This window comes from Actinomadura sediminis, assembly GCF_042675525.1.
Classification (GTDB): domain Bacteria; phylum Actinomycetota; class Actinomycetes; order Streptosporangiales; family Streptosporangiaceae; genus Spirillospora; species Spirillospora sediminis.
Genome location: NZ_JBHTJA010000052.1, coordinates 24372 through 47118, shown reverse-complemented (window position 1 = coordinate 47118; position 22747 = coordinate 24372). Strand labels below are relative to the sequence as shown.

General features: G+C 74.8%; 14 protein-coding genes. 8 read left to right on the top strand and 6 right to left on the bottom strand.

The window, feature by feature from the left end; all coding sequences use genetic code 11:
- A partial coding sequence (locus ACFQ11_RS23255) for a hypothetical protein (RefSeq protein WP_378302036.1) occupies positions 1 to 483 on the bottom strand: 483 nt, incomplete at its 3' end.
- Positions 484 to 628: 145 nt separating this feature from the next.
- Here ACFQ11_RS23255 and ACFQ11_RS23250 point away from each other — a divergent pair.
- Entirely contained in the window at positions 629 to 862 is a 234-nt protein-coding gene (locus tag ACFQ11_RS23250; RefSeq protein WP_378302035.1) for a hypothetical protein, read from the top strand.
- A 2-nt stretch (positions 863 to 864) separates the two neighbouring features.
- The gene (recD2, locus tag ACFQ11_RS23245; protein ID WP_378302034.1) at positions 865 to 3081 is read left to right on the top strand and encodes an SF1B family DNA helicase RecD2; all 2217 of its coding nucleotides are present in this window, start codon (positions 865 to 867) and stop codon (positions 3079 to 3081) included.
- Here the strand turns inward: recD2 and ACFQ11_RS23240 are convergent.
- The 5 genes from ACFQ11_RS23240 to ACFQ11_RS23220 all read right to left on the bottom strand — a co-directional run bounded on the left by ACFQ11_RS23240 (position 3072) and on the right by ACFQ11_RS23220 (position 9017).
- Positions 3072 to 3824 (bottom strand): MBL fold metallo-hydrolase, encoded by a 753-nt coding sequence (locus tag ACFQ11_RS23240; protein ID WP_378302032.1) that lies wholly within the window; start codon positions 3822 to 3824, stop codon positions 3072 to 3074. The genes recD2 and ACFQ11_RS23240 overlap by 10 nt on opposite strands.
- A gap of 21 nt (positions 3825 to 3845) precedes the next feature.
- Positions 3846 to 4166, bottom strand: coding sequence for an alpha/beta hydrolase (locus ACFQ11_RS23235; RefSeq protein WP_378302030.1), 321 nt, complete (start codon positions 4164 to 4166; stop codon positions 3846 to 3848).
- A gap of 199 nt (positions 4167 to 4365) precedes the next feature.
- Entirely contained in the window at positions 4366 to 5727 is a 1362-nt protein-coding gene (locus ACFQ11_RS23230) for a hypothetical protein (protein WP_378302028.1), read from the bottom strand.
- 439 nt (positions 5728 to 6166) lie between these two features.
- Positions 6167 to 7492, bottom strand: coding sequence for an FUSC family protein (locus ACFQ11_RS23225; protein WP_378302026.1), 1326 nt, complete (start codon positions 7490 to 7492; stop codon positions 6167 to 6169).
- Between the two features lie 112 nt (positions 7493 to 7604).
- On the bottom strand, positions 7605 to 9017 hold the full coding sequence (locus ACFQ11_RS23220; RefSeq protein WP_378302024.1) for a type I glutamate--ammonia ligase: 1413 nt from the start codon (positions 9015 to 9017) through the stop codon (positions 7605 to 7607).
- 150 nt (positions 9018 to 9167) lie between these two features.
- On the opposite strand from ACFQ11_RS23220, the gene ACFQ11_RS23215 reads away from it, so the two are divergent.
- From ACFQ11_RS23215 to ACFQ11_RS23190, 6 genes are all read left to right on the top strand, one after another.
- Positions 9168 to 10295 carry an amidohydrolase family protein gene (locus ACFQ11_RS23215; protein ID WP_378302022.1) on the top strand — a complete coding sequence of 376 codons (1128 nt, stop codon included), beginning with the start codon at positions 9168 to 9170 and terminating at the stop codon, positions 10293 to 10295.
- A 47-nt stretch (positions 10296 to 10342) separates the two neighbouring features.
- Complete coding sequence (locus ACFQ11_RS23210) at positions 10343 to 11731, top strand: FAD-dependent oxidoreductase (protein WP_378302019.1); 1389 nt, start codon at positions 10343 to 10345, stop codon at positions 11729 to 11731.
- A gap of 47 nt (positions 11732 to 11778) precedes the next feature.
- Positions 11779 to 15159 carry a DUF4132 domain-containing protein gene (locus ACFQ11_RS23205; protein WP_378302017.1) on the top strand — a complete coding sequence of 1127 codons (3381 nt, stop codon included), beginning with the start codon at positions 11779 to 11781 and terminating at the stop codon, positions 15157 to 15159.
- Positions 15156 to 18494, top strand: coding sequence for a DUF4132 domain-containing protein (locus tag ACFQ11_RS23200; RefSeq protein WP_378302015.1), 3339 nt, complete (start codon positions 15156 to 15158; stop codon positions 18492 to 18494). Before ACFQ11_RS23205 ends, ACFQ11_RS23200 begins: the two co-directional genes overlap by 4 nt.
- Before the next feature lie 16 nt (positions 18495 to 18510).
- Positions 18511 to 20706, top strand: coding sequence for a DUF4132 domain-containing protein (locus ACFQ11_RS23195; protein WP_378302013.1), 2196 nt, complete (start codon positions 18511 to 18513; stop codon positions 20704 to 20706).
- A gap of 297 nt (positions 20707 to 21003) precedes the next feature.
- Positions 21004 to 22746: a BCCT family transporter gene (locus tag ACFQ11_RS23190; RefSeq protein ID WP_378302011.1), complete on the top strand. Its 1743-nt coding sequence runs from the start codon at positions 21004 to 21006 to the stop codon at positions 22744 to 22746.
- The last annotated feature ends 1 nt before the right edge of the window (position 22747 follow it).

The window sequence follows — 22747 nt, the reverse complement described above, 5'->3', positions numbered from 1 at the left end:
GCCCGGCCAGCCGGGCGCGCCCGTCAGCGCGAGGACCGCGCCGTGCCTGCGGGCGAGCGCGGACAGCCGCCGCACGGCGGCGGGGTCCGGCCGGTCCGGCGGGCGCAGCAGCACCAGGTCGACGGCCTCGACCAGGGCCGCGACCACGTCCGCCCAGCGGCCGCCGGGCTCGTCCACCAGCAGCAGCCGGTCCGGGGCGGCGCCCATCCCCGTGGCGGCCCGCACCCCGAACGCGGGCAGGCCCACGACGCAGCACGAGCCGCCCGTCCCGTCCGGGCCGCCGTGGCGGGACGCGCCCGCGACCAGCGCCGCGCCCAGCGACGCCGCGCCGGGCCCGTCCAGGCCGACGAGCGAGCCCGCGCGCAACCCGCCGGGCAGGACGGCGCGGAGCGCGGGCAGCACCGGTACCGCCGCCGCCCGCGCCGCGCCCGGCGACACGGCGTCGCGCAGCGCGGTCGCGTCGCGCAGTGCCGCCTCGGCCACGTCCGTCCCCTTTCCCGCTTCCGCATAATTTCGAACACCGGTTCGATCGCTGTCAAGTTTACGCAGGTCACGCGATTGTTCGGGGGAGGCCGGAAAGCCCTGTGGGGTAAGGGCGCACGCGACTTTCCACGGCATCATGGACACCATGACGACCGATGCGCGGACCATCTCGTGGACGGGCGACGCCCTGCGGCTGCCGGACCGGTCCGCCCTGCCCGCCCGCATCGAGCACCTGGAGGTGCGGGACGTGGACGCGATCGCCCGCCTCGTCGCCGCGCTCGCGACCGAGACGGGCGTGCTGGACGTGTCCGCGGGCGTCACGCCGGAGAGTCGTCCACATCTCCGGAAAGGCGTGCCGGACCGTCCGGCCCACCTGTGATCATGTCGGACGTGACCCCACCGACTCCGCCCCGGGCCGTCCTGGAGGCCGTGCTCGAGCGCATCACCTACGCCAACGAGGAGACCGGCTACACGGTCGCCCGCGTCGCGACCGAACGCACCGGCGACGACCTGCTGACGGTCGTCGGGGCGCTGCTGGGCGCCCAGGTCGGCGAGAGCCTGCGCCTCACCGGGCGGTGGCGCTCGCACCCCAGGTACGGGCGCCAGTTCGAGGTCGAGTCGTACACGACGGTGCTGCCCGCGACCGTCCAGGGCATCCGCCGCTACCTCGGCTCGGGGATGATCAAGGGCATCGGGCCGGTGATGGCCGACCGGATGGTGGAGCACTTCGGCACCGACATCCTGCGGATCATCGAGGAGGAGCCGCAGCGGCTCGCCGAGGTCCCCGGCCTCGGCCCGAAGCGCACCAAGCGGGTCGGCGACGCCTGGGAGGAGCAGAAGGCCATCAAGGAGGTCATGGTCTTCCTGCAGGGCGTCGGCGTCTCCACCTCCCTCGCCGTCCGCATCTACAAGCAGTACGGGGACGCCTCCATCGGCACCGTCCGCCGCGACCCCTACCGTCTCGCCGCGGACGTGTGGGGCATCGGCTTCCGGACCGCCGACACGATCGCGCGGGCCGTCGGGATCCCGCACGACAGCCCGGAGCGGATCAAGGCCGGGCTCCAGTACACGCTGTCGGAGGCCGCCGACGACGGGCACTGCTTCCTGCCCGAGCCGAACCTCGTCACCGACGCCGAGAAGATCCTCGAGGTGCCCCGCGAACTGATCGTCCCCGCGCTGGACGAGCTGGCCGCCGGCGAGGGCGTCGTGCGGGAGCCGATCCCCGGGGACGCCGCGACGATCCCCGCCGTGTACCTCGTCCCGTTCCACCGCGCCGAACGGTCCCTCGCCCGCGGCCTGCACGAACTGCTCGACGCGAAGGAGGACCGGCTCGCGGCGTTCGCCGGCGTCGACTGGGGCCGGGCGCTGCCGTGGCTGCGCGAGCGCACCGGCACCGACCTCGCCGCCGAGCAGGAGGAGGCGGTCAGGCTCGCCCTGACCTCGAAGGTCGCGGTCCTCACCGGCGGGCCGGGCTGCGGCAAGAGCTTCACCGTCCGCTCCGTCGTCGAGCTCGCCGCCGCGAAGAACGCCAAGATCGTCCTCGTGGCGCCCACCGGACGCGCGGCCAAGCGCCTCGCCGAGCTGACCGGGCACGAGGCGGCGACCGTCCACCGGCTCCTCCAGCTCCAGCCCGGCGGCGACGCCGCCTACGACCAGGACAACCCCCTGGACGCCGACCTCGTCGTGGTCGACGAGTCATCGATGATCGACCTGATCCTGGCGAACAAGCTGGTCAAGGCGATTCCCCGGGGCGCGCACCTACTGCTGGTCGGGGACGTCGACCAGCTCCCGTCCGTCGGCGCCGGGGAGGTCCTGGCCGACCTGCTCGGCTCCGCGACGATCCCGCGCGTCCGGCTCACGAAGATCTTCCGGCAGGCGCAGCGGTCGGGCATCGTCGTCAACGCCCACCGCGTCAACTCCGGAGAGCACCCGCACACCCGCGGCCACCCCGACTTCTTCCTGTTCCCCTGCGAGGAGCAGGAGGAGGCCGCGGAGCTGACCGTCGACGTCGTCGCCAACCGCATCCCCCGCAAGTTCGGCCTCGACCCCCGCCGCGACGTGCAGGTCCTCGCGCCCGTGCACCGCGGCGCCGCCGGGGCGGGCGCGCTGAACTCCCTCCTCCAGGAGGCGCTCACCCCGCACGACGACGCCCGCCCCGAACGCCGTTACGGCGGCCGCGTCTTCCGCGTCGGCGACAAGGTCACGCAGCTCCGCAACAACTACGACAAGGGCGAGGCCGGGGTGTTCAACGGCACCGTCGGCGTCGTCACCCGGGTCTCCATCGAGGACCAGTCCCTCACCGTCCTGACCGACGAGGACGAGAGCATCGACTACGCGTTCGACGAACTCGACGAGCTCGCCCACGCCTACGCGATCACGATCCACCGCTCGCAGGGCAGCGAGTACCCGGCCGTGGTGATCCCCCTCACCACCGGGGCGTGGACGATGCTGCGCCGCAACCTGCTCTACACGGGCATCACCCGCGCGAAGAAGCTCGTCGTCCTCGTCGGCTCGCGCCGCGCCCTCGCCGCCGCCGTCCGCACCCCCGGCGCGGGCCGCCGCCACACCGCCCTCCGCCACCGCCTCGATCAGCGGTAGCGCATCAGCTCCCACGGGTCGTGGGCGCAGAACACGTCGACGCCCTCCAGCTCCCGCAACCGCGCGACGTTGCGCAGCCGCAGCTCCCGGTCGACCTCCGCGCTCTTCTGCACCAGCTCCATCACCGGGTGGACGCGCGGTTCCGCGCGAAGCTCGCCGTGGTGGAAGTAGGCGTCCCCGGCGTGCAGCAGCCAGCCGTCCTCGCCCCGGACGGCGACGCCCGCGTGCCCGGGGGAGTGGCCGCCGAGCGGCACCAGCAGGACGTCGCCGCCCGCGAGGGGCCGCACCCCCTCGAACCCCGCCCACGTCTCGCCGCCGTCGCCATGGACGGCCCACTTCGGGCCGTGGTCGAACTGGCGCGTGGTCGCGCACTCCCGCTCGGCCGCGAACACGTGCACCGCCGCGTCCGGGAAGTCGCTCAGCCCTCCGGCGTGGTCCCGATGCAGATGCGTCGGCACGATGTGCCGGACGTCCGACGCGGCGAACCCGAGCGCCTCGACCCGCCGGAGGGCCGTCTCCGCCTCGTCCAGCACCGGTTCCGCGAAGCCCGTCCATTCGTCACCGAGCCGCCCCGCCGGGTCCGCCACGTCCCCGGTGCCGAGTCCGGCGTCCACGAGCACGAGCCCGTCCGCGTCCGTCTCGACGACCAACACGTGGCACACGGCCCGCGCGGCTTCGGCCCCCGGTTCGTCCAACGGCTCGATCTCCCGCAGCGACCCGCAGTTCACATGATGCACCCGCATGGCTGACCACCTTCCGACGAATTATGTCGACCGGTCTAGATAATGCCACGCGCGCCGGGTCGACGCCGAGTTCGGCGGCGTGCGCGGCGGTCCGGACCAGCCCGGCGTAGCAGTCCTCGACGGGGCCGGGGTGGGGGGGCGCGGCGCGAGCCGGTACTCGACCGATACCACGGCGGCGCCGATGTCGGCGGCCAGGTCGAGCATCTCGGGCAGGCCCATCCGGTTGTCGCCGAGCACCATGCCGCCGCCGTGCGTGTGGTGGATCGCGGGCGTGGGGGCGGACGCGCCGGACGGCCGGCAGATCAGCAGGGGCACGTCCGGTGCGCCCGCGGGGCCGGGCACGGCGCGTTCCTCGACCGTGGACGCGCCGTCGCGGGCGAGGGCGTCGGGGGCCAGGTGCTCGTTGATGATCCGCAGGGCGGGGACGAGTTCGGGATCGAACGGCGGGGGAGGCCCGGCGGGGGCGGCGGGCGAGCGCCCGGCCCGGACGCGGGGGTCCGGGCCGGGCGCTCGTTCCGGCCGTCCGGGGACGACGGGTCCGTCAGGGCGCCCACGCGTAGAGCATGCGCTGGCCCTGGCCGGTGCCGTCCTCGTCGGAGCCCGGGTGCTCGGCGACCGTCCACATCTCGCCGAGCGTGGGGTCGTCGAGGATGCCGGGCCAGTGGGACAGGTCCTCGGGGCCCTTGCTGATGGGCTTGTGCCCGGCGATGGAGAGGGTTCCGGTAGACGAGGTGACCGGCCGGGTGGTGTAGAAGGTGCCGAGGCCGGTGATGCCGCGGCTGCGGGTCAGGTACCAGCGGTCGTTGAAGCGTGTGGCGCCCTGGATGTTGCTGTCCGGCAGATTGTGGGCGGCGTCGGCGTTCCACCGGTAGCCGGGGTCCATCACGGGCTCGCCGTCGGCGTCGAACGCGCCCGCCATCGGCCAGGCGGCGACCCGCCCGTTGACGGCGTGGTCGCTGTGGCAGTACTCGCCGGCGAGCAGGTGGTCGGCGCCGCTGCGGTCGAGGGAGACGTAGGAGAAGTTCGGGGACCCGTCGTTCTCGGTGCACTTGTCGCCGGTGGCCGCGGTCCGCGTCCACGAACCGACCTGCGGCATGATGTACCGGTACGCGTGGGCGTGGTAGGTGTCGCCGACCAGGCCGACCTTCGACTCGTCCTTCGTGGTGCCGTTCTCGGAGGCGCCGAGGTCGTAGATGCGGCGCATGTCGAAGACGCGGAAGCCGCGCGCGGTGTCGGCCACGAACAGGTGGTCGCCGTACCAGAGGATCCCGCCGGCGTGCAGGGCCTTGCCGTAGTCGCCGCTCTGGGGGTCCTGCGAGACGCGGACGCTCTCGTAGTCGATGGTGTCGCCGGACCGTTTCGGGTAGACGAGCAGCACGTGCCGGTACGCGCCGGTGGCGCGGTCGACGAAGCTGATGCGGACGCCGCGCTGGCCGCCGGTGCCGCCGTTGCGGTCGTACCAGCTCACGATGAGCTGCTGGGGACTGTCGCCCCACTGCTGGTCGGCCTGCATGTCGGCGACGCTCGTGACGCCCTGCGGGTACCACTCGGTCGTCTCGTTGTCGCCCTCGTTGAAGCAGATGCTGCGGCGGATCGACACGCCGGTCCCCACCGCGGCGGGGTTGCACGCGCCCCCGATCGTCACGGCGGGGCCGTCCCCCGGGTCGCGCCGCCGGTTCAGGTCGCCCATGATCTGGGTGACGGTCGCCTTGACCATCGGGATGTCGTCCGCGCGTTCGAGCAGGTCGGTGCCGTAGGCGTTGGGGCGCAACTGGAAGTTGGACAGGGTGAGCGGGGCCGCGGACGCCGGGGCCGGCGCGGCCACCAGCAGTGCGGCGGCCAGGGCGGCGGTGGTCGCGGGGGCCAGGATGCGGCGGCCGGGCCGGTGACGCCTTCTTCGCACGCGTTCCTCCTCGACGCCGCGCGAGGGAGGCGGGGAGCCGGGAGCGGGACCTCGCGCGGAACGTGATCAAGCCCCATAACGGTGCAAAAGTCGATATATCGGGTCAAGGTGCGCGTGTGCCGGCCCGTCGCCGCGGATGAGCGGGCCGGAGTGATCACTCCTGCTGGGGGACCGGACGGGTGCGCGCGGCGCCGATCACGTTGTGATGCACGCCACTTCTTCGATGTCGAAACGGAGACGACACGACAAATCGGCCCAGCCATAAATCGCCGGTGGAGGGGCCGCTACGTCACGGAACGAGCCCCGGGCATCGAGACACAGGCTGCCGCCGGACCGCCCGTCGCCGCCGCGGGCACCGCCCGCCCGGCGTCCGCACCGTCGCCGTCGCCGCACGAGGAGGCCGTCCGCCACCGTGGCGCCGGAGGCGGCCCTGCGGGTCCTAGGTGCCCGGGGGGCGGCGGCGGGGACGGAGTTCCTCGTCGGTCTCCTGCGCGTGCTGCTCGGCGGCGGCCGCCGCGGACCCGGCGGCGCGGCGGAGCTGCGAACCGGCCTGCCGGACGACCTTCGCGGGGCGTTCGGGCAGGTGCCGGGCCGTCCCGCGGTGCCGCCGCCACTGCTCGCGGGCGCGGGCGCGGTGCTCGACGCGGAGCTGCTCGACGAGGCGGTCGACGTCCATCGAGATCTCCCCGTACAGCGGCCACAGGTCCCCGGCGGCTGCCCGCTCGTGCAGTTCCCGCGCGAGCCGGGCGCGGCGCTCGCGGGCGATGTCGACCCGCACCTCCAGGTCCTGCTCGGCCTTGAACGGACGGGCGCGGCGGTCCAGGTCGGAGCGGGCGAGCCGCCCGTAGGCGGCGATGCCGTCGGCGACGCCGGCGAGCGCGTCGGCGAGCTGCGGCCGCAGCACCGGGTCGGTGAGCAGCCGCCCGTGCCGGCCGAGCCGCTCGTCGTCGACCAGCGACCGGGTGAGGCCGCGCAGCGTGAGGGTGAAGCGCTCCATGGTCTCCATGGCGTTGCGCAGCGCGACGCCCGCGTCGACGAGCCGCCAGGCGCGCGGGTTGAGCTTGACGCTCTGCTCGGCGGCGCCGAGCGCCTGGTCGGTCTGGGCGAGGTCCCGCGCGAGATGCTCGGTCTCGCGCTGCCACTGGACGGCCTCGCCGGGGACGCGCTCGCCGCGCAGCCCCTCGGCGATCCGCGAGATCAGCTCCCGCAGCCGTTCGGAGATGTCGGCCACCGCCTCCTCGGCGGGACGCACCCGCACCGACGGGACCAGGAACGTCGCGACGAGGCCGGTGGCCGCGCCGACGATCGTCTCCATGAACCGCGCGAAGGCCCCGGACTCGCTGGCCGCGCCCAGCGCGAAGATCAGCATGGCGCTGATCGCCGCCTCCAGCACGTGCTCGCGCAGCCGCAGCGCGTGCCCGATCGTCAGCGCCGCGAGGATCGCCAGCCCGAGCGTCCACCAGGTGAACCCGATCGTCTCGGCGAACATCACCGCGACCAGCACCCCCGAGGTGACCGCGCCCACCCGCAGGATTCCGGCGCGGATCGTGTCGAGCACCGAGTACTGGGTGACCAGCAGCGCGGTCAGCGGCGACAGCAGCGGCGGCGGCCCGCCCGCGGGCAGCAGGTGCAGCGCCAGCAGGTAAGACACCGTGGCGGTGATCGTCAACCGGGCGATCCGGTAGACGGTGGACTGCACCTCGGTCCGGACGCTGAAGGGCGAGCGCCCGGTGCTGGGCGGCCGGCGGATGAACGGGATGGGCATCGGTGAACCGGGATGGGTCGGGTACGTGGCCGTGCGGCCTCCCCTCCCCGGAGCGAGGACGCGTGGAGGCCGTACAGGTCCCGTGTGCCCGCCCGGGCCCGGTTCACTCTCGTCAGTGGCGCCAGCGGGTCGCGGCCGCCACCTCCTCGGGCGTGGCGCCGGCGAGCAGCTCGGCCTCGCCGCGGCGGACGGCCGAGACGGTGTCGGCGACGGCCTCGCCGAGCGCGTCGCGCAGCACGTCGTCCCGCTCGAACGCCGCGACCGCCTCGCCGAGCGACGCGGGCAGCGGCGCGATCCCGCGGGCGGCGCGCTCGTCGTCGGTGAGGGTCGCCGGGTCGACGCCGACCGGTTCGGGCAGCGTGCGCCCCGCCGCGAGCCCGTCCCGTCCGGCGGCCAGCAGCGCGGCGAGCGCCAGGTACGGGTTGGCGGCCGGGTCGAAGCATTTGACCTCGAGGTTCGCGGCCTCGTCCCGCTCGCCCCGCACGCCGGTGACGAACCGGAGCGCGGCCTCCCGGTTCTCCGGCCCCCAGCACGCGAACGCGCCGGCCCAATGGGACGGGACGAGCCGCAGGTAGCTCGCGACCGCGGGCGCCCCGATCGCGAGCAGCGCGGGCAGCCGCCGCAGGATCCCGGCGGCGAACGCCTCCCCGTGCGCGCTCATCCCGCACGGCCCGGCGCCGCCCGTCATCGCGTTCGCGGGGCCGTCCACGGCGCCGCGCCGCCACAGGCTGAGGTGGACGTGCCCGCCGTTGCCGACCGCGTCCGCCTCGACCTTCGGGGAGAACGACGCCCGCATCCCGTGCCGCAGCGTCACCGCCCGTACCGTCTCCCGCACGAGGACGGCCGTGTCGGCGGCGCCGATCGGGTCCTCGGCGGCCACCGAGACCTCGAACTGGCCGGCCGCGTACTCGGGGTGCAGTTGCAGGACGGTCACGCCGCTCCCCGCCAGGGCCGACAGCAGTTCCCGCAGGTATCCCGACAGCTCGGTGATCCGCGTCATCCCGTAGGCGGGGCCGCGCGCCGCCGGGACGAACGCGTCGCCGTCCCCGGCCGACACCGCCCACTCGATCTCGAACGCGGCCTTCGCCTCCCAGCCGGCCTCGCCGAGCCGCACGACCTCCCGGTACAGCAGGGCGCGGGCGTCGAGCGGGTGCACGGCGCCGTCCTGCGCGAACCGGACGGCCGGGGCGTGCGCCCAGCCGGGCAGCGCGGCCATCGGCACGACCCGGTCGATGACGGGGTGCAGCCGCAGGTCGCCGACGGGGCCGCCGATGTGCCGACCGGAGACGATCGAGTCGTCCAGCAGGTACACGTCGAACACCGGGGACATCCCGACGCCCCAGGCGGCGGCGTGCTCGAGCCGGTTCACCGGGACGGTCTTGGTGCGCGTGATCCCGCTGACGTCCACCCATGTCAGGGCGACGGCGGCGACGTCCTGGCCGGCGAGCCGGCGGGCGGTCTCGGCGGCCCGGGCGCCCATCCGGGCGCGGTCGCCGTCGCCGAGGGACGCTGGGATCTGTTCCACGTTCGCTCTCCCGGTTCGCGTTCACAGGGCCGTTCACAGGGCCGTTCACAGGATCGTCCGCGCCGGGACGTCGGTGTGTCCCCGGTCACCAGGGCATCGTAGGAACATCTTCCGGCAGTTTCCGGGAAGAGCCTGCTGTCGGGACACGTCGTGGGGAGGAAGCGGGCCGTGCTGGAGTACCTGGAGTCGCTGCCGCTCGTCGATCACCACTGCCACGGGGTGTTCGAGGCCGACCTGGACCGCGCCGAGTTCGAGGCGGCGCTGACGGAGGCGGACGCGCCGGGCCCGCCCGGTGCGTCCCTGTTCGACTCGCAGATCGGCTTCGCGCTGCGCCGCTGGTGCCCGCCCGTCCTCGGACTGGACGCGCACGCCGCGCCCGACGACTATCTGGAGCGGCGCGCGGACCTCGGCGCCGCCGAGGTGAACCGCCGGTTCCTCGCCGCGTCCGGCCTGCGGGCCGTGTGCGTGGACACCGGGCACGCTCCGCAGCCGGTCCTGGGTCCGGCCGCGCTGGGGGAGCTGGTGGGGGCGGACTCCCACGAGGTGCTGCGGCTGGAGACGGTCGCCGAGGAGGTCGCGGCGGAGGGCGTGGCGGCGTCCGGGTTCGCCGCCGAGGTCCGGTCCCGGATCGAGGCGCGCGCCCCGTCGGTGGTCGCGGCCAAGTCGATCGCGGCGTACCGGGCGGGGCTGGAGATGCCGGGGCACCGGCCGCCGGACGCCGAGGTCGCGGCGGCCGCCGGACGGCTGATGCGGCACCTCGAGCCGCGCGTGTCCGAGGAGCCGCTGCACCGTTTCCTGGTGTGGTGCGCGGTGGACGCGGGCCTGCCCGTCCAGTTCCACGTCGGGTACGGCGACCTGGACGCCGACCTGCGGCGCGGCGACCCGCTGCTGCTGATCGGCATGCTGCGGGCGATGAACGACGCGGGCGTCCCGGCGATGCTCCTGCACAACTACCCGTACCACCGGAACGCGGGCTACCTGGCGCAGGTCCTCCCGAACGTGTACGTGGACGCCGGTCTCGCCATGAACAACCTCGGGCACCGCGCGCACGTCCTGCTGTGCGAGCTGCTGGAGCTGGCGCCGTTCGGGAAGGTGCTGTACTCGTCGGACGCCTACGGCCTCGCCGAGCTGTACTTCCTGGGGTCGCTGCTGTTCCGGCACGCGCTCGCCGGGCAGCTCGCCGGCGGCGTGGACGACGGCGCCTGGACGGACGGCGACGCGCGGCGCGTCGCGGAGATGATCACGCGCGGCACCGCGGAGCGCGTCTACGGCCTCTGAACGCCCGGTAGCCTCGGGAACGATCATCGGGGACGGGAGGACCGACCATGGCCGCACGCGAACGCCTGCTGGTGATCGGCGGGGACGCCGCGGGGCTGAGCGCCGCGTCGCAGGCCCGCCGCCGCCGCGACGCCGCCGACCTGGAGATCGTCGCGTTCGAGCGCGGCCACCACGCGTCCTACTCGGCGTGCGGTATCCCGTACTACGTGGGCGGGGTCGTGGACGGCGCCGACCGGCTGATCGCCCGGACGCCCGCGGAGTTCGCCGCCCGCGACATCGACCTGCGGCTCTGCACCGAGGCCGTCGAGATCGACACGGCGGCCGGACGGGTGCGGGTGCGCGACGTCGCGTCCGGCACGGAGGCGTGGGAGCCCTACGACCACCTGGTGGTCGCGACGGGCGCGGTCCCGGTGCGGCCGCCGCTGCCCGGCGCGGACGCGCGCGGGGTGCACGGCGTGCAGACGCTCGACGACGGGATCGCGATCCACCGGGCGCTGGAGGCGGACGCGCCGCGCCGCGCGGTCGTCGTGGGCGGCGGCTACATCGGCCTGGAGATGGCGGAGGCGATGGTGATGCGCGGGCTGCACGTCACGCTCGTCGACGCCGCCGAGCAGCCGATGACGACCCTCGACCCCGACATGGGGGCGCTCGTCGCGGACGCGATGCGCGGCCTCGGCATCGACCTGCACCTCGGCGAGCCGGTCGCGGGCTTCGACACCGACGCGTCCGGCCGGGTCACGGCCGTCCGCACCGGGGCCCGGACGCTGCCCGCCGACATCGTCGTGCTCGGCCTGGGCGTCCGGCCGGGCGCCGACCTGGCCCGCGACGCGGGGATCGAGGTCGGGTCGACCGGCGGCATCGTCACCGACCGCCGCATGCGCACCCGCACCGAGCGCGTGTGGGCGGCGGGCGACTGCGTGGAGTCCCGGCACCTGGTGTCGGGCGCGCCCGTCGCGATCCCGCTCGGCACCCACGCCAACAAGCAGGGCCGCGTCGCGGGCATCAACCTCGGCGGCGGCTACGCGACGTTCCCGGGCGTCATCGGCACCGCGATCTCCAAGATCTGCCGCGTCGAGGTGGCGCGCACCGGTCTGAACGAGCGGGAGGCGGCCGACGCCGGGTTCGCGGCGCTCGGCGTCGCGGTCGAGTCGACGACCCGCGCCGGATACCACCCGGGCAGCACCTCGATGACCACCAAGCTCGTCGTCGAGCGCCGCTCGGGGCGGCTGCTCGGCGCGCAGATCGTCGGCGAGGAGGGCGCGGCGAAACGGGTGGACGGCCTCGCGGTGATGCTCTGGAACCGGATGACGGTCGAGGAGATGACGGGTCTCGACCTCGCCTACGCGCCGCCGTTCTCGCCCGTCTGGGACCCGGTGCTGATCGCCGCCCGCAAGGCCGCCGAACGCGTCGAGCGGGACATGCACACCCTGGATTGAGCCGTTCCGGACGGCTTTGTCGGTGATCTCCCGTACGGTACGTGCACATGATCGACACGATGGGGCCCGACGAGGACACGCTGGTCATGCCGGTCTCCTGGCGGCGCGCCCGGCACCCGCGCCGGGACCGCCCGGACGTCCCGAAGCCGGCCGCGCCCGACCCGTCGGCCGCCGAGCGCGTGCGCTCCCTCGTGGCCGCGGTGCGCGACGACATCGACCACGTCCTCGGGCTCGCGGGCACCGCGCCCGACATCGCGGACGCCGCCCGCGCCCACCTGGGCGGCGAGCCCGACCCGCTCGGAGCCGCCGCGGTCGCGTACGTCACCGCCCCGCTGAACGGGATGTCGGAATGGTCCGACCCGCCGCCCGACCGGCTGTTCCTCGACGCCCTGGTCGCCGAGCACGGCGTCGCGTTCGCCGCCCGCGCCTACACGGAGTGGGCCGGCATCCACGCCGACAACCCGGCGTGCGTCAACCGCACGGGCTTCCCGGTGACCATCGCGGGGCGCCGCGACGCGTTGCTGTCGATGACCGTCACCCGCCAGGACCCCGGCGAGCTGCTCTGCGACTGGTGGCTGACCCGGGCGAGCGGCAGGGCGCTGCGCACCCGCCTGGCCGCCGCGCCCGACGACGTCTACGCCGAGGCCGTCGAGCTCATCGGGGGCGCCCGCCGCCACCCGCTGCAGAAGCTCGTCGCCGCCTACCTGGCGCCGACCCGCGAGGACTGGGTCGAGGACCTGTGGGCGCGCCCCGGCGAGATCCCCTTCGGCCACTTCGCGGCGGGCTGGCTGACCCTCTGCGCGCTCGGCCGCCCGCACCAGCCCGCCGCTCTCGGTGAGCCGCTGGGTTTCGCCTACGACCGCGAGGTCGTCGCGACGCTGCTCGACGGCGTCGGCGTCGACGCCGTCGTGCCGCTGCTGATCGATGCACTGGACGGCCCGTACATGAGCATCACCGAGGAGCTCCGGCGGACCCTGGGGTTCCTCGCCGCGCTGCCCCGGGACGAGGCGTTCCAGGCGCTCGTCGACCGGATCGGCGGCCCCGAGGTCGTCCCCGCCCTCCTGGAGGCCGCCCGCCGCTTCCCGAACCGCGCGATGCGGCTGCTGCCGGGGTCCGCGGACCCGCGGGCCGCCGACCTGCTGTCCGCGCACGTCCGCGCGAACCCCGGCATCGCGGAGGAGGTCGCACCCGGCCTCCCCGCCGGACCGCGGGCGAGAATCCGCGAGATCCTCGACGCGAACACGCGCGTCCCGTCCGCCACGGACCTGCCGCCGCTGCTGACCGAACCGCCGTGGACCCGCCCCCGCGAGAAGACGAGGCCGGTCGTCATCGATGACCTGCCCCTGCCGGGCACCCGCGCCATCACCTGGGCACCGGGCGAGCGCGACGCCTGGGCGGAACGGCAGGCCGGGCCGTGGAACGCGCGGGCGGAGGGGACGGACTTCGACGCCCTGGCCGCGAAGGTCGCCGAGGGACGCGCCTCCTGGTTCGAGGCGCCCCTGCTGTTCCTCTGCGGCCCCGAAGAGCTCGCGTGGCCGGTGCTGGAGGTCTGGGAACCCCGCGACCTGTGGCGGGCGCACGAGTGGCTGCCGCCGATCGTCGCACGCCACGGGGCGGACGCCTGCGTCCCCGCCCTGTCCGCCGCCCGCCGGGACCCGGGCGCGCACGGACGGCACCTGCTCCCGCTGCTGTCCGACGAGATCGCGCGGACGATGGCCGGCTGGCTCGCCCTGAAGGGCGCGGGCGTGACGGCCCGCGCCTGGTTCCGGCGGCACGGCACCGCCGCCGCGCCGTCCCTGCTCCCGGACGCGCTCGGCGGGCCCGGACCCGCGCGCCGCGCGGCCGAGGCGGCCCTGCGGCTCATCGCCGACCGGCACGGCCCGGACCCGATCGTCGCGGCGGCGCGCGTCCACGGCGACGCGGCGGCCGCCGCGATCGAGGCGCTGCTGGCCGCCGACCCGCTGGACGACCTGCCGAAGAAGATCCCGGACGCCGGCTGGGCGGACCCCCGCGCGCTCCCGCAGATCCTGCTGCGCGACCGCGGGCGGGCGCTCCCGGACGAGGCGGCCGGGCACGTCCTGACGATGCTGGCGATGTCGAAGCCGGACGACCCGTACGCGGGCGTCCGCGTGGTGCGGGACCTGTGCGACCCGACGTCCCTCGCCGAGTTCGGCTGGGCCCTGTTCCGCTGGTGGGAAGTGTGCGGGGCGCCCGCGAAGGAGAACTGGGCGCTGACCCAGCTCGCCCTCACCGGCGACGACGACACCGCCCGCCGGCTCGCCCCGGTCGTCCGGGCGTGGCCGGGCGACGGCGGCCACGCGAAGGCGGTGGCGGGGCTGGACGTCCTCGCCGCCATCGGCACCGAAACGGCGCTGACGCACCTCGACTCCATCGCGCAGCGGGTGAAGTTCAAGGGACTCAAGACCCGCGCGCGGGAGAAGGTCCGGGAGGTCGCGGCGGAACTCGGCCTCAGCGCCGAGCAGCTCGCCGACCGCATCGTGCCCGACCTGGACCTGGACGCGTCCGGGACCCTCACACTCGACTACGGCCCGCGCCGGTTCCTCATCGGGTTCGACGAACTCCTGAGGCCCACGGTCGCCGATGAGGACGGCACGCCCCGCAGGTCGCTCCCCAAGCCGGGCGCCAAGGACGACCCCGAACTGGCCCCCGCCGCCTACAAGCGGTTCACCGGCTTGAAGAAGGACGTCCGCACGATCGCGTCCGACCGGCTCGGCCGCTTCGAAGGCGCCATGGTCACCGGCCGCCGCTGGACCGTCGCCGAGTTCCGCGCCCACCTCGCCGGGCACCCGCTCGTCGGGCATCTCGTCCGCCGCCTGGTGTGGATCGCCGACGGCGGCCCCGCCTTCCGCGTCGCCGAGGACGGCACGTTCGCGGACGCGGCCGACGAGACGGTCGTCCTGCCCGACACCGCCGGGGTCGGCGTCGCCCATCCCGTCCACCTCGGCGACGAGGTGGAGGCGTGGACGCGGGTGTTCGCCGACTACGAGATCCTGCAGCCGTTCGAGCAGCTCGCCCGTCCCGTCCACGCCCTCACCGAGGACGAACGCGAAGGCGGGCGCCTCACCCGGTTCGAGGGGCTGCGGGCGGACGTCCACCGGATCCTCGCCCTGACCCGGCGCGGCTGGGAGCGCGGCGCGCCGATGGACGCGGGCATCGAGCACTACGTCTCCCGCGAGCTCGACCCCGGCCGCCACCTGGTCCTCGGCCTCAGCCCCGGCATGTCCGTCGGGATGCCGGACGACCGGGGGGACCAGACCCTCGTCGACGTCCGGCTCGCGGTGTCTCCGGGCGAGTACAGGCCGTCGCAGCCCGCGTCTCTGCGCCTCGGCGACCTCGATCCCGCCACCGCGTCGGAGATGCTCGCCGACCTGCGCTACCTCACCGCCGGCGCGGAGGCCGCCCGATGAGCGACGAGAACACGCTGATCATGCCGGACGGCTGGCGGCGGGTGCTGCATCCGCGCCGCGACCGTCCGCCCGTCCCGGCGCCGCCCGCCCCCGACCGGGACGCCGCCGAACGCGTCCGGGAACTGGTCGCCGAGCGGCGCGGGGAGATCGAGGAGGTCCTCGCGCTCCCCGGCACCGACGCGGCCGTCGCCGAGGCGGCCCGCGCGGACCTGGGCGGCGGGGCGGACCCGCGGGGCGCGGCGGCCGTCGCGCTCGTGACCGTCGCCCTGGCCGGGCTGCACCGGGAAGGGCCGGACCGGCTCTTCGTCGACGCCTGGACGGCCGACCGGGGCGTCGCGTTCGCCGCGTCCGCGTTCGCGGCGATGGGCGGGCTCCGGGCCGTGTACCAGGTCGCCGACCTGTCCAGGCGGGGGAGGCGGCGCGGCCGGCGGGCCGGCGGCGGGCTGGACTGGACGGGCGTCCGGCCGCGCCGCCCCGCGGACGGGCAGTCCGAGTGGTGGATCGGGCGGGACGCCGTCCGGCGGCTGCGCGCCCGCCTCGCCGCGGCGCCCGACGACGTGTACGCCGACGCCGTGGAGCGGCTCGCGGGCCACCGCGGGCACGGCGGCGCCCGGCTGATCGCCGCCTACCTCGCGCCGACCCGGCGGGACTGGGTCGAGGAGCTGTGCGCCGACCCCGGCCAGGCCGCCGCCCCGCTCTCCCCGGACCGGTGGATGCTGTTCTGCGCCCTCGGCGAGCCGCACCAGCCGGCCGCCCTCGGCCTGCCGCTCGACCACGACGACCGCACCCTCGACGTCCTCGCGTCCCTGGTGGACGGCGTCGGGCCCGAGCCGGTCGTCCCGCTCATCGTCGACGTCCTCGACGACGACCACGTCCCCGCGGACCGGCTGCGGGTCCTCCTCGGGGTCCTCGCCGCGCTGCCGGCGGACGAAGCGTTCCGGGCGCTCGTCGAGCGGATCGACCGCCCGGGCGTCCCGCCCGCGCTGCTCGCCGCCGCCCGCCGGTTCCCGGCGCGGGCGATGCGGCTGCTGCCCGAAGCCGACGGCCCGCGGGCCGCGGAGCTGCTCACTGGGCACGTCCGGTGCAACCCCGGCCTCGCCGAGGAGACGATCCCGAGCCTGCCCGGCCCGGCGGGGGCGAAGGTCCGGAAGGTCCTCGACGCGGCCACCCGCGTCCCGCACGCCACGGACCTCCCGCCGCTCCTGACCGAGCCGCCGTGGACGCGGGACCGCGCCAAGGCGAAGCCCGCCGTCGTCAAGGGCCTGGCCCCGGCCGGGCACCGCGCGGCCGTGTGGGAGCCGGGCGAGCGCGAGGAGTGGACGTCCCGGTCGCCGTACCTGTGGCGGTGGGCCGACCGGCTCGACCTCGAGAAGCTGGCCCGGAAATTCGACAAGATCCCCCCGCATCAGCAGGTCGTCGTCCTCGTGAAGGGACCCGAGGACGTCGTGCGCCCGCTCCTCGCGGGCTGGGAGCCCCCCGTCGCCTGGGAGACCGGCGACTGGCTGCGGGTGCTCGTCGGGCGTTTCGGTCCGGACGCGCACGACCCGGCGCTGCTCGCCGCCCGCGAGAACCCGGCGCACCTCGCCGGGGTCCTGCTGCCGCTGCTGAGCGACGACATCGCGCGGACGATGGCGGACTGGCTCGTCCGCCTGAAGACCGCGGCGAAGACGGCCCGTATCTGGTTCGCGCGGCACGGCGCCGCAGCGGTCCCCGCGCTCGTCCCGGACGCCGCGGGCCGGGCGGGCGCGGCCCGCCGCGCGGCCGAGCACGCGCTGCGCCTGATCGCGGACCTGGAGGGTACGGAGCGGGTCGTCGCGGCGGCGCGCGTCCACGGGGGCGAGGCGGCCGCCGCGATCGAGGCGCTGCTGGCCGCCGATCCCCTCGACGACCTGCCGAAGAAGATCCCGTCCGCCGATTGGATCGACCCGCGCGTTCTCCCGCGGCTCCTGCTCCGCGACCGGACCCGCGCCCTCCCGGACGACGCGGCCGCGCACGTCCTCACCATGCTCGCGATGTCGACCCTGGACCACGCGTACCCGGGCGTCCGGGTGGTGCGGGAGCTGTGCGACCCGGAGTCGCTGGCCGAGTTCGGGTGGGCCCTGTTTCGCTGGTGGGAGACGTGCGGAGCGTCCTCGAAGGACAACTGGGCGCTGACCCAGCTCGCGCTGACGGGCGACGACGGGACGGTCCGGCGCCTGACGCCGGTGATCCGGGCGTGGCCGGGGGAGGGCGGGCACTCCCGCGCGGTGATCGGGCTGGACGTCCTGGCCGCGATCGGGACCGAGACCGCCCTGATGAACCTGCATTCGATCTCTCAGCGGGTGAAGTTCAAGGCGCTCAAGGCCCGTGCGCGGGAGAAGATCGAGGAGGTCGCGGCCGGGCTCGAGCTGTCCGCCGAGCAGCTCGCCGACCGGCTCGTCCCGGACTTCGGGCTGGACGCCTCGGGCACCCTCACGCTCGACTACGGCCCCCGCCGGTTCGTCGTCGGCTTCGACGAGCATCTCAAGCCGACCATCATCGATGAGGGCGGCAAGGTGCGCAAGTCGCTGCCCAAGCCGGGCGTCAAGGACGATCCCGAGCTGGCGCCCGCCGCGCACAAGCGGTTCGCGGCGCTGAAGAAGGACGTCCGGATGGTCGCGGCCGACCAGGTCACGCGCCTTGAACTGGCCATGGTGACCGGCCGCCGGTGGCCGCTCGGCGAGTTCCGCGAGCTGCTCGCCGGGCATCCGCTGGTCGGCCACCTCGTGCGCCGGCTGGTCTGGACCGCCGATGACGGTCCGGCGTTCCGTGTCGCCGAGGACGGCACGTTCGCGGACGTTTCCGACGACACGGTCGTCCTTCCCGACGCCGTCAGGGTCGGGGTCGCGCACCCGCTCCATCTGGGCGACGACCTTCCGGCCTGGGGCGAGGTCTTCGCCGATTACGAGATCCTGCAGCCGTTCGAGCAGCTCGCCCGTCCCGTCCACGCCCTCACCGACGATGAGCGAGCGTCCGGGCGGCTGGCCCGGCTGGACGGCCTGAAGGTCCCGCCGGGCGCCGTCCTCGGCCTCGTGAACCGGGGCTGGGAGCGGGGCGCGCCGCAGGACGCGGGCGTCGAAGGGTGGATCTCCCGCCGCGTCGGCGCCGGACGGTTCGTCGTCGTCGACCTCACCCCCGGGATCACCGTCGACCACCCGGACGAGTTCGGCGACCAGAGCCTCGGGGTCCGGATCGCCGACCGGCCGGACGACCTCTACTCCGCGCGGGACACGGACGCGACGTTCGGCGACCTCGATCCCGTGACGGCGTCCGAGATCCTCGCCGACCTCGTCCACCTGGCCATGTCCGCCCGCTGAACGGAAGGCGGCCCCCGTGACTCCGACGCTTCCCGAGTTCCTCACCGACCCGCCGTGGCTGCGCAAGCCGAAGCGGACCGCCGACTGGACCGCGGTCACCATCGCGGGCCTGGAGCCCCCGCCCGGACGGCGCGTCCGCTGGGCGCCCGGCGAGCGCACGGACTGGCTCGGCGACCCCTCGCCCCACCACGAGGCCCACTGGCGGGCGGAGATCGGCCGGCACTTCGGGACGTACGGGGGCCCGTCCTTCTGCCAGGCCGACGTGCTCGTCCACGCGCCCGAGCACCTGGCGCGCCCGCTGCTCCCGAGGTTCTCGCCCGGCGACGGCGAGATCCTCGGGGACTGGCTGAGGCCCCTGCTCGCGCGCTACGAGACGGACGTCTGGGACGTCGTCGTCCGGATGGCCGCATCGCGCCCCGCCCGCAACGGCCGGGTGATGCTCCCCCTGCTGGGCGCCGACACGGCCCGCCTGGCGGCCCACTGGCTGTACAAGCTGAAGACGGCGCGGCACGTCGCCGAGGAGTGGTTCGAGCGGCACGGCCCGCTCGCCGCCGGGTATTACCTGGTGCCGGACGCCCTCGGCGGGGCGGCCGCGCCCCGCCGCCACGCGGTCCACGCGCTCCGGCACGCCGCGGGCATGGACGCCGGCCTGGTGGTGCGGGCCGCCCTCGCCTACGGCGACGCGGACGTCGACGCCGTCGCGCGGCTGCTGCCCGGCGACCCGTCCGGCGTCGCCCCGGCGCAGCGCCCCGCGGCGCCGCCGAAGCCGCCCGGCTCGGCGGACGCCGCCGCGGCGCCCCGGCCGGTGCTGCGGGACGGCGGCGGCGCGTTGCCCGCCGCCGCGGTCCGCAACCTCGTGCTGCTCCTCGGCATCGCCGGCCGCCCGGACGAGTTCCCCGGCGTGGACGACGCCCTCGGCGAGGTCGCGGAGATCTGCGAGCCGTCGTCCCTCGCCGGATTCGCGTGGGGGCTGTTCGAGGCTTGGCGGGACGCGGGGTTCCCGGCCCGCGACAGGTTCGTGATGCGCGCCCTCGCGCGGTTCGGCGACGCCGGGACCGTCCGCCGCCTGGCCCCGCTCGCCGCCGGGTGGACGGCGCCGGACGCCTACGACCGGGTATGGGAGGCGCTGCGCGCGCTGGCGGAGATCGGCGGGGACGCGGCGGAGACGCACCTGAACGACATCGCGATGCGGGCGCGCACCAAGACCGTCCGCCGTGCCGCCCGGCAACGGCTCGGCGAGCTGGCCGAAGCCCGCGGCCTCACCGCCGACGCCCTCGCCGACCGGCTCGTCCCCGATCTCGGCCTGGACGGCGCGGGCGGGCTCGTCCTCGACTACGGTCCGCGCCGCTTCACGGCCGTCGTGGACGAGCGGCTCGTCCCGTTCGTCGTCGACGACCACGGCCGGGTCCGCAAGACCCTGCCGACAGCGGGTGTGAAGGACGATCCGGTCCTCGCCGCGGCCGCCCGGGAACGGTTCGCGCGGCTGAAGAAGGACGTCGGGGTCGTCGCCGCCGACCGGATCGCCCGCCTGGAGCAGGCCATGCTCGACGGGCGGAGCTGGACGCCCGCCGAGTTCGGCGCGCACCTCGTGCGGCACCCGCTCGTCGGGCCGATCGCGCGCCGGCTGGTCTGGCGGGCGGCGACCGGGGTGTCGTTCCGCGTCGCCGAGGACGGAACCTGCGCCGACGCCGCCGACGAGCGCGTCGACCTCCCGGCCGATGCCGCCGTCACCCTCGCCCATCCCGTCCGGCTCGGCGAGGACGAGCTGAAGGCGTGGTCGGCCCTGTTCGCCGACTACGAGATCCTGCAGCCGTTCCCGCAGCTCGAACGCCCCGTGCACGCCCTCACCGCGGCCGAACGCGACGCCTGCCGCCTCGACCGGCTCACCGGCCGCCGGGGACCCGCCCGCGGCTTCCTCCGGCTCTGCCGGCGGGGCGAGTGGCGGTTGCCCCGCGCCGCCGACACGAGCCGGCGGCGCCGGATCATGCTCCCGGCGGCCGAAATGCGTTACATCGCCGTCGACCTCTCGCCCGGCCTGGCCAACGGCGACCCCGCCGACTCCGGGGAGCAGCGGATCACGGCCGTGCGCGTCGTCGACCGCTTCGGCGCCGCGTCGCCGCACCGCGGCGGGCTCCGCTTCGGCGACCTCGACCCGGTCGTCGTCTCCGAGGCCCTCGCCGACCTGGACGCCGCCCTCCGCGCGCCCGCCTGACCGCTCACCGGCGCTCCCGCAGGGGTCCGGCGCGCACTGCTTGCGGAAATGCCCGATATCCCGGCCCGGCGATATTCCGGGGCCGCGCCGCAGTGCCCGCCGACATATCGGCACACACATGAACGGGTGTGGACAGGGCCATGGATGGGCACCTATCCTCCCACCTCAGCGAATTGCCGAGACAAAAGTCATCCGTCCCTAGCACAAGAAAAGCCGAATTCAGCTCCCCTGGGGTCAATGGTTGCCCGATCGTGACATTGATCGGGGTATCCCTTGACACGGCAGAAAGGTCGGCCAATGGCGAAGGCCCCGAACGGCGGTACCGAGACCAAGGACGAACCGGACGGCGGGCCGCCGAGCCCGGGCGGCGGCCCGCTCGGTCAGGCGGCCCGCGCACTCGGTATGCGCACGGACGGGACCATCTTCTTCGTCTCGGCCGGACTGATGATCGTCTTCCTGGCCCTGGTGCTGCTGCTGCCGGAGCCGATCAACGACATCTTCAGCGCCGGGCGGGACTGGATCGTCACCAACCTCGGCTGGTTCTTCATCCTGGGCGTGACGACCTGGCTCGTCTTCCTGGCCTGGGTCGCGCTCAGCCGCTACGGGAACCTCCGGCTCGGCGGTGACGACAGCCGCCCCGCCTACGGGAACCTGTCCTGGTTCGCGATGCTGTTCGCGGGCGGCATCGGCACCGTGCTGATGTTCTGGGGCGTCGCCGAGCCGATCTCGCACTTCGCGAACCCGCCCCGCGCCGGGGTGGACCCGCACTCGGTGCAGGCGTCCCAAGAGGCGATGAACTTCTCCCTCTACCACCTGAGCCTCCACACCTGGGCCATCTTCACCCTGCCGGGCCTGGCGTTCGGTTTCTTCATCTACCGGTACAACCTGCCGCTGCGGGTCAGCTCGGTGTTCTATCCGTTCCTGAAGTACCGGATCCACGGCCCGATCGGGAAGACGATCGACATCTTCGCCGTCCTGGGCACCCTGTTCGGCCTGGCGGTCTCGCTGGGCCTCGGCACCTCGCAGATCGCGGCGGGCCTGGAGGTGCTGACGCCGCTGCCGGACGACGTCACCACCCGGGTGCTGGTGATCAGCGTGCTCACCGCCGTCGCGGTCGGCTCGATCGTGGCGGGCCTCGACAAGGGCGTGAAGCGGCTCTCGAACATCAACATCCTGATGGCCATCGGTTTGATGATCTTCGTGCTGCTCACCGGCGGGGAACTGGTCTTCCTGCTGCGGCAGGTCTTCGAGAGCCTGGGACGCTACCTGGAGAGCATCGTCGGGCTGTCCCTGTGGAACGACGCGATGGCGGGCTACACCAAGGACGGCGGCTGGGGCTGGCAGGGCGGCTGGACCGTCTTCTACTGGGCCTGGACGGTCACCTGGGCGCCGTTCATGGGCGTGTTCCTGGCCCGCATCTCCAAGGGCCGGACGATCCGCCAGTTCGTCGGCGGCGTCCTGCTCGCGCCCTCGGCGTTCACCCTCGTGTGGTTCGCCATTTTCGGCTGGTCGGCCATGCGGATCGACGGCATCGGCGGCGACGGCGGGGAGCTGACCCGCGAGGTCGTCGACGACAAGCAGGTCCCGCTGGCGATGTTCGAGTTCTTCTCGAACTTCCCGGCGACCACCCTGATCCAGGGCATCGCGGTCGTGGTGGTGGCGCTGTTCTTCGCCACGTCCTCGGACTCGGCGTCCCTGGTCGTGGACATGCTCTGCTCCGGCGACGAGGAAGCCGGCCCGGTGCGGCAGCGCGTCTTCTGGGGCGTGTCCGAGGGCGCCCTCGCCGCCTCGCTGATCGTGCTCGGCGGCGACAAGGCGCTGCAGGCCCTCGAACAGGTCATCACGGTGATCGGGCTCCCGATCTTCGTCCTGGCCTTCCTCATGGTGTTCTGCCTCCTCAAGGGACTGCGGCAGGAACGGCCCGCGGTGTACGCCTTGCAGGTCAAGGAGATGCAGCGGCACTTGAAGCAGGCCGAGGCGGACTCGCTCGCCGAGGAGCCCGCCGCCGGCTCCGCGGACGACACGGACACCAAGTCGTGAG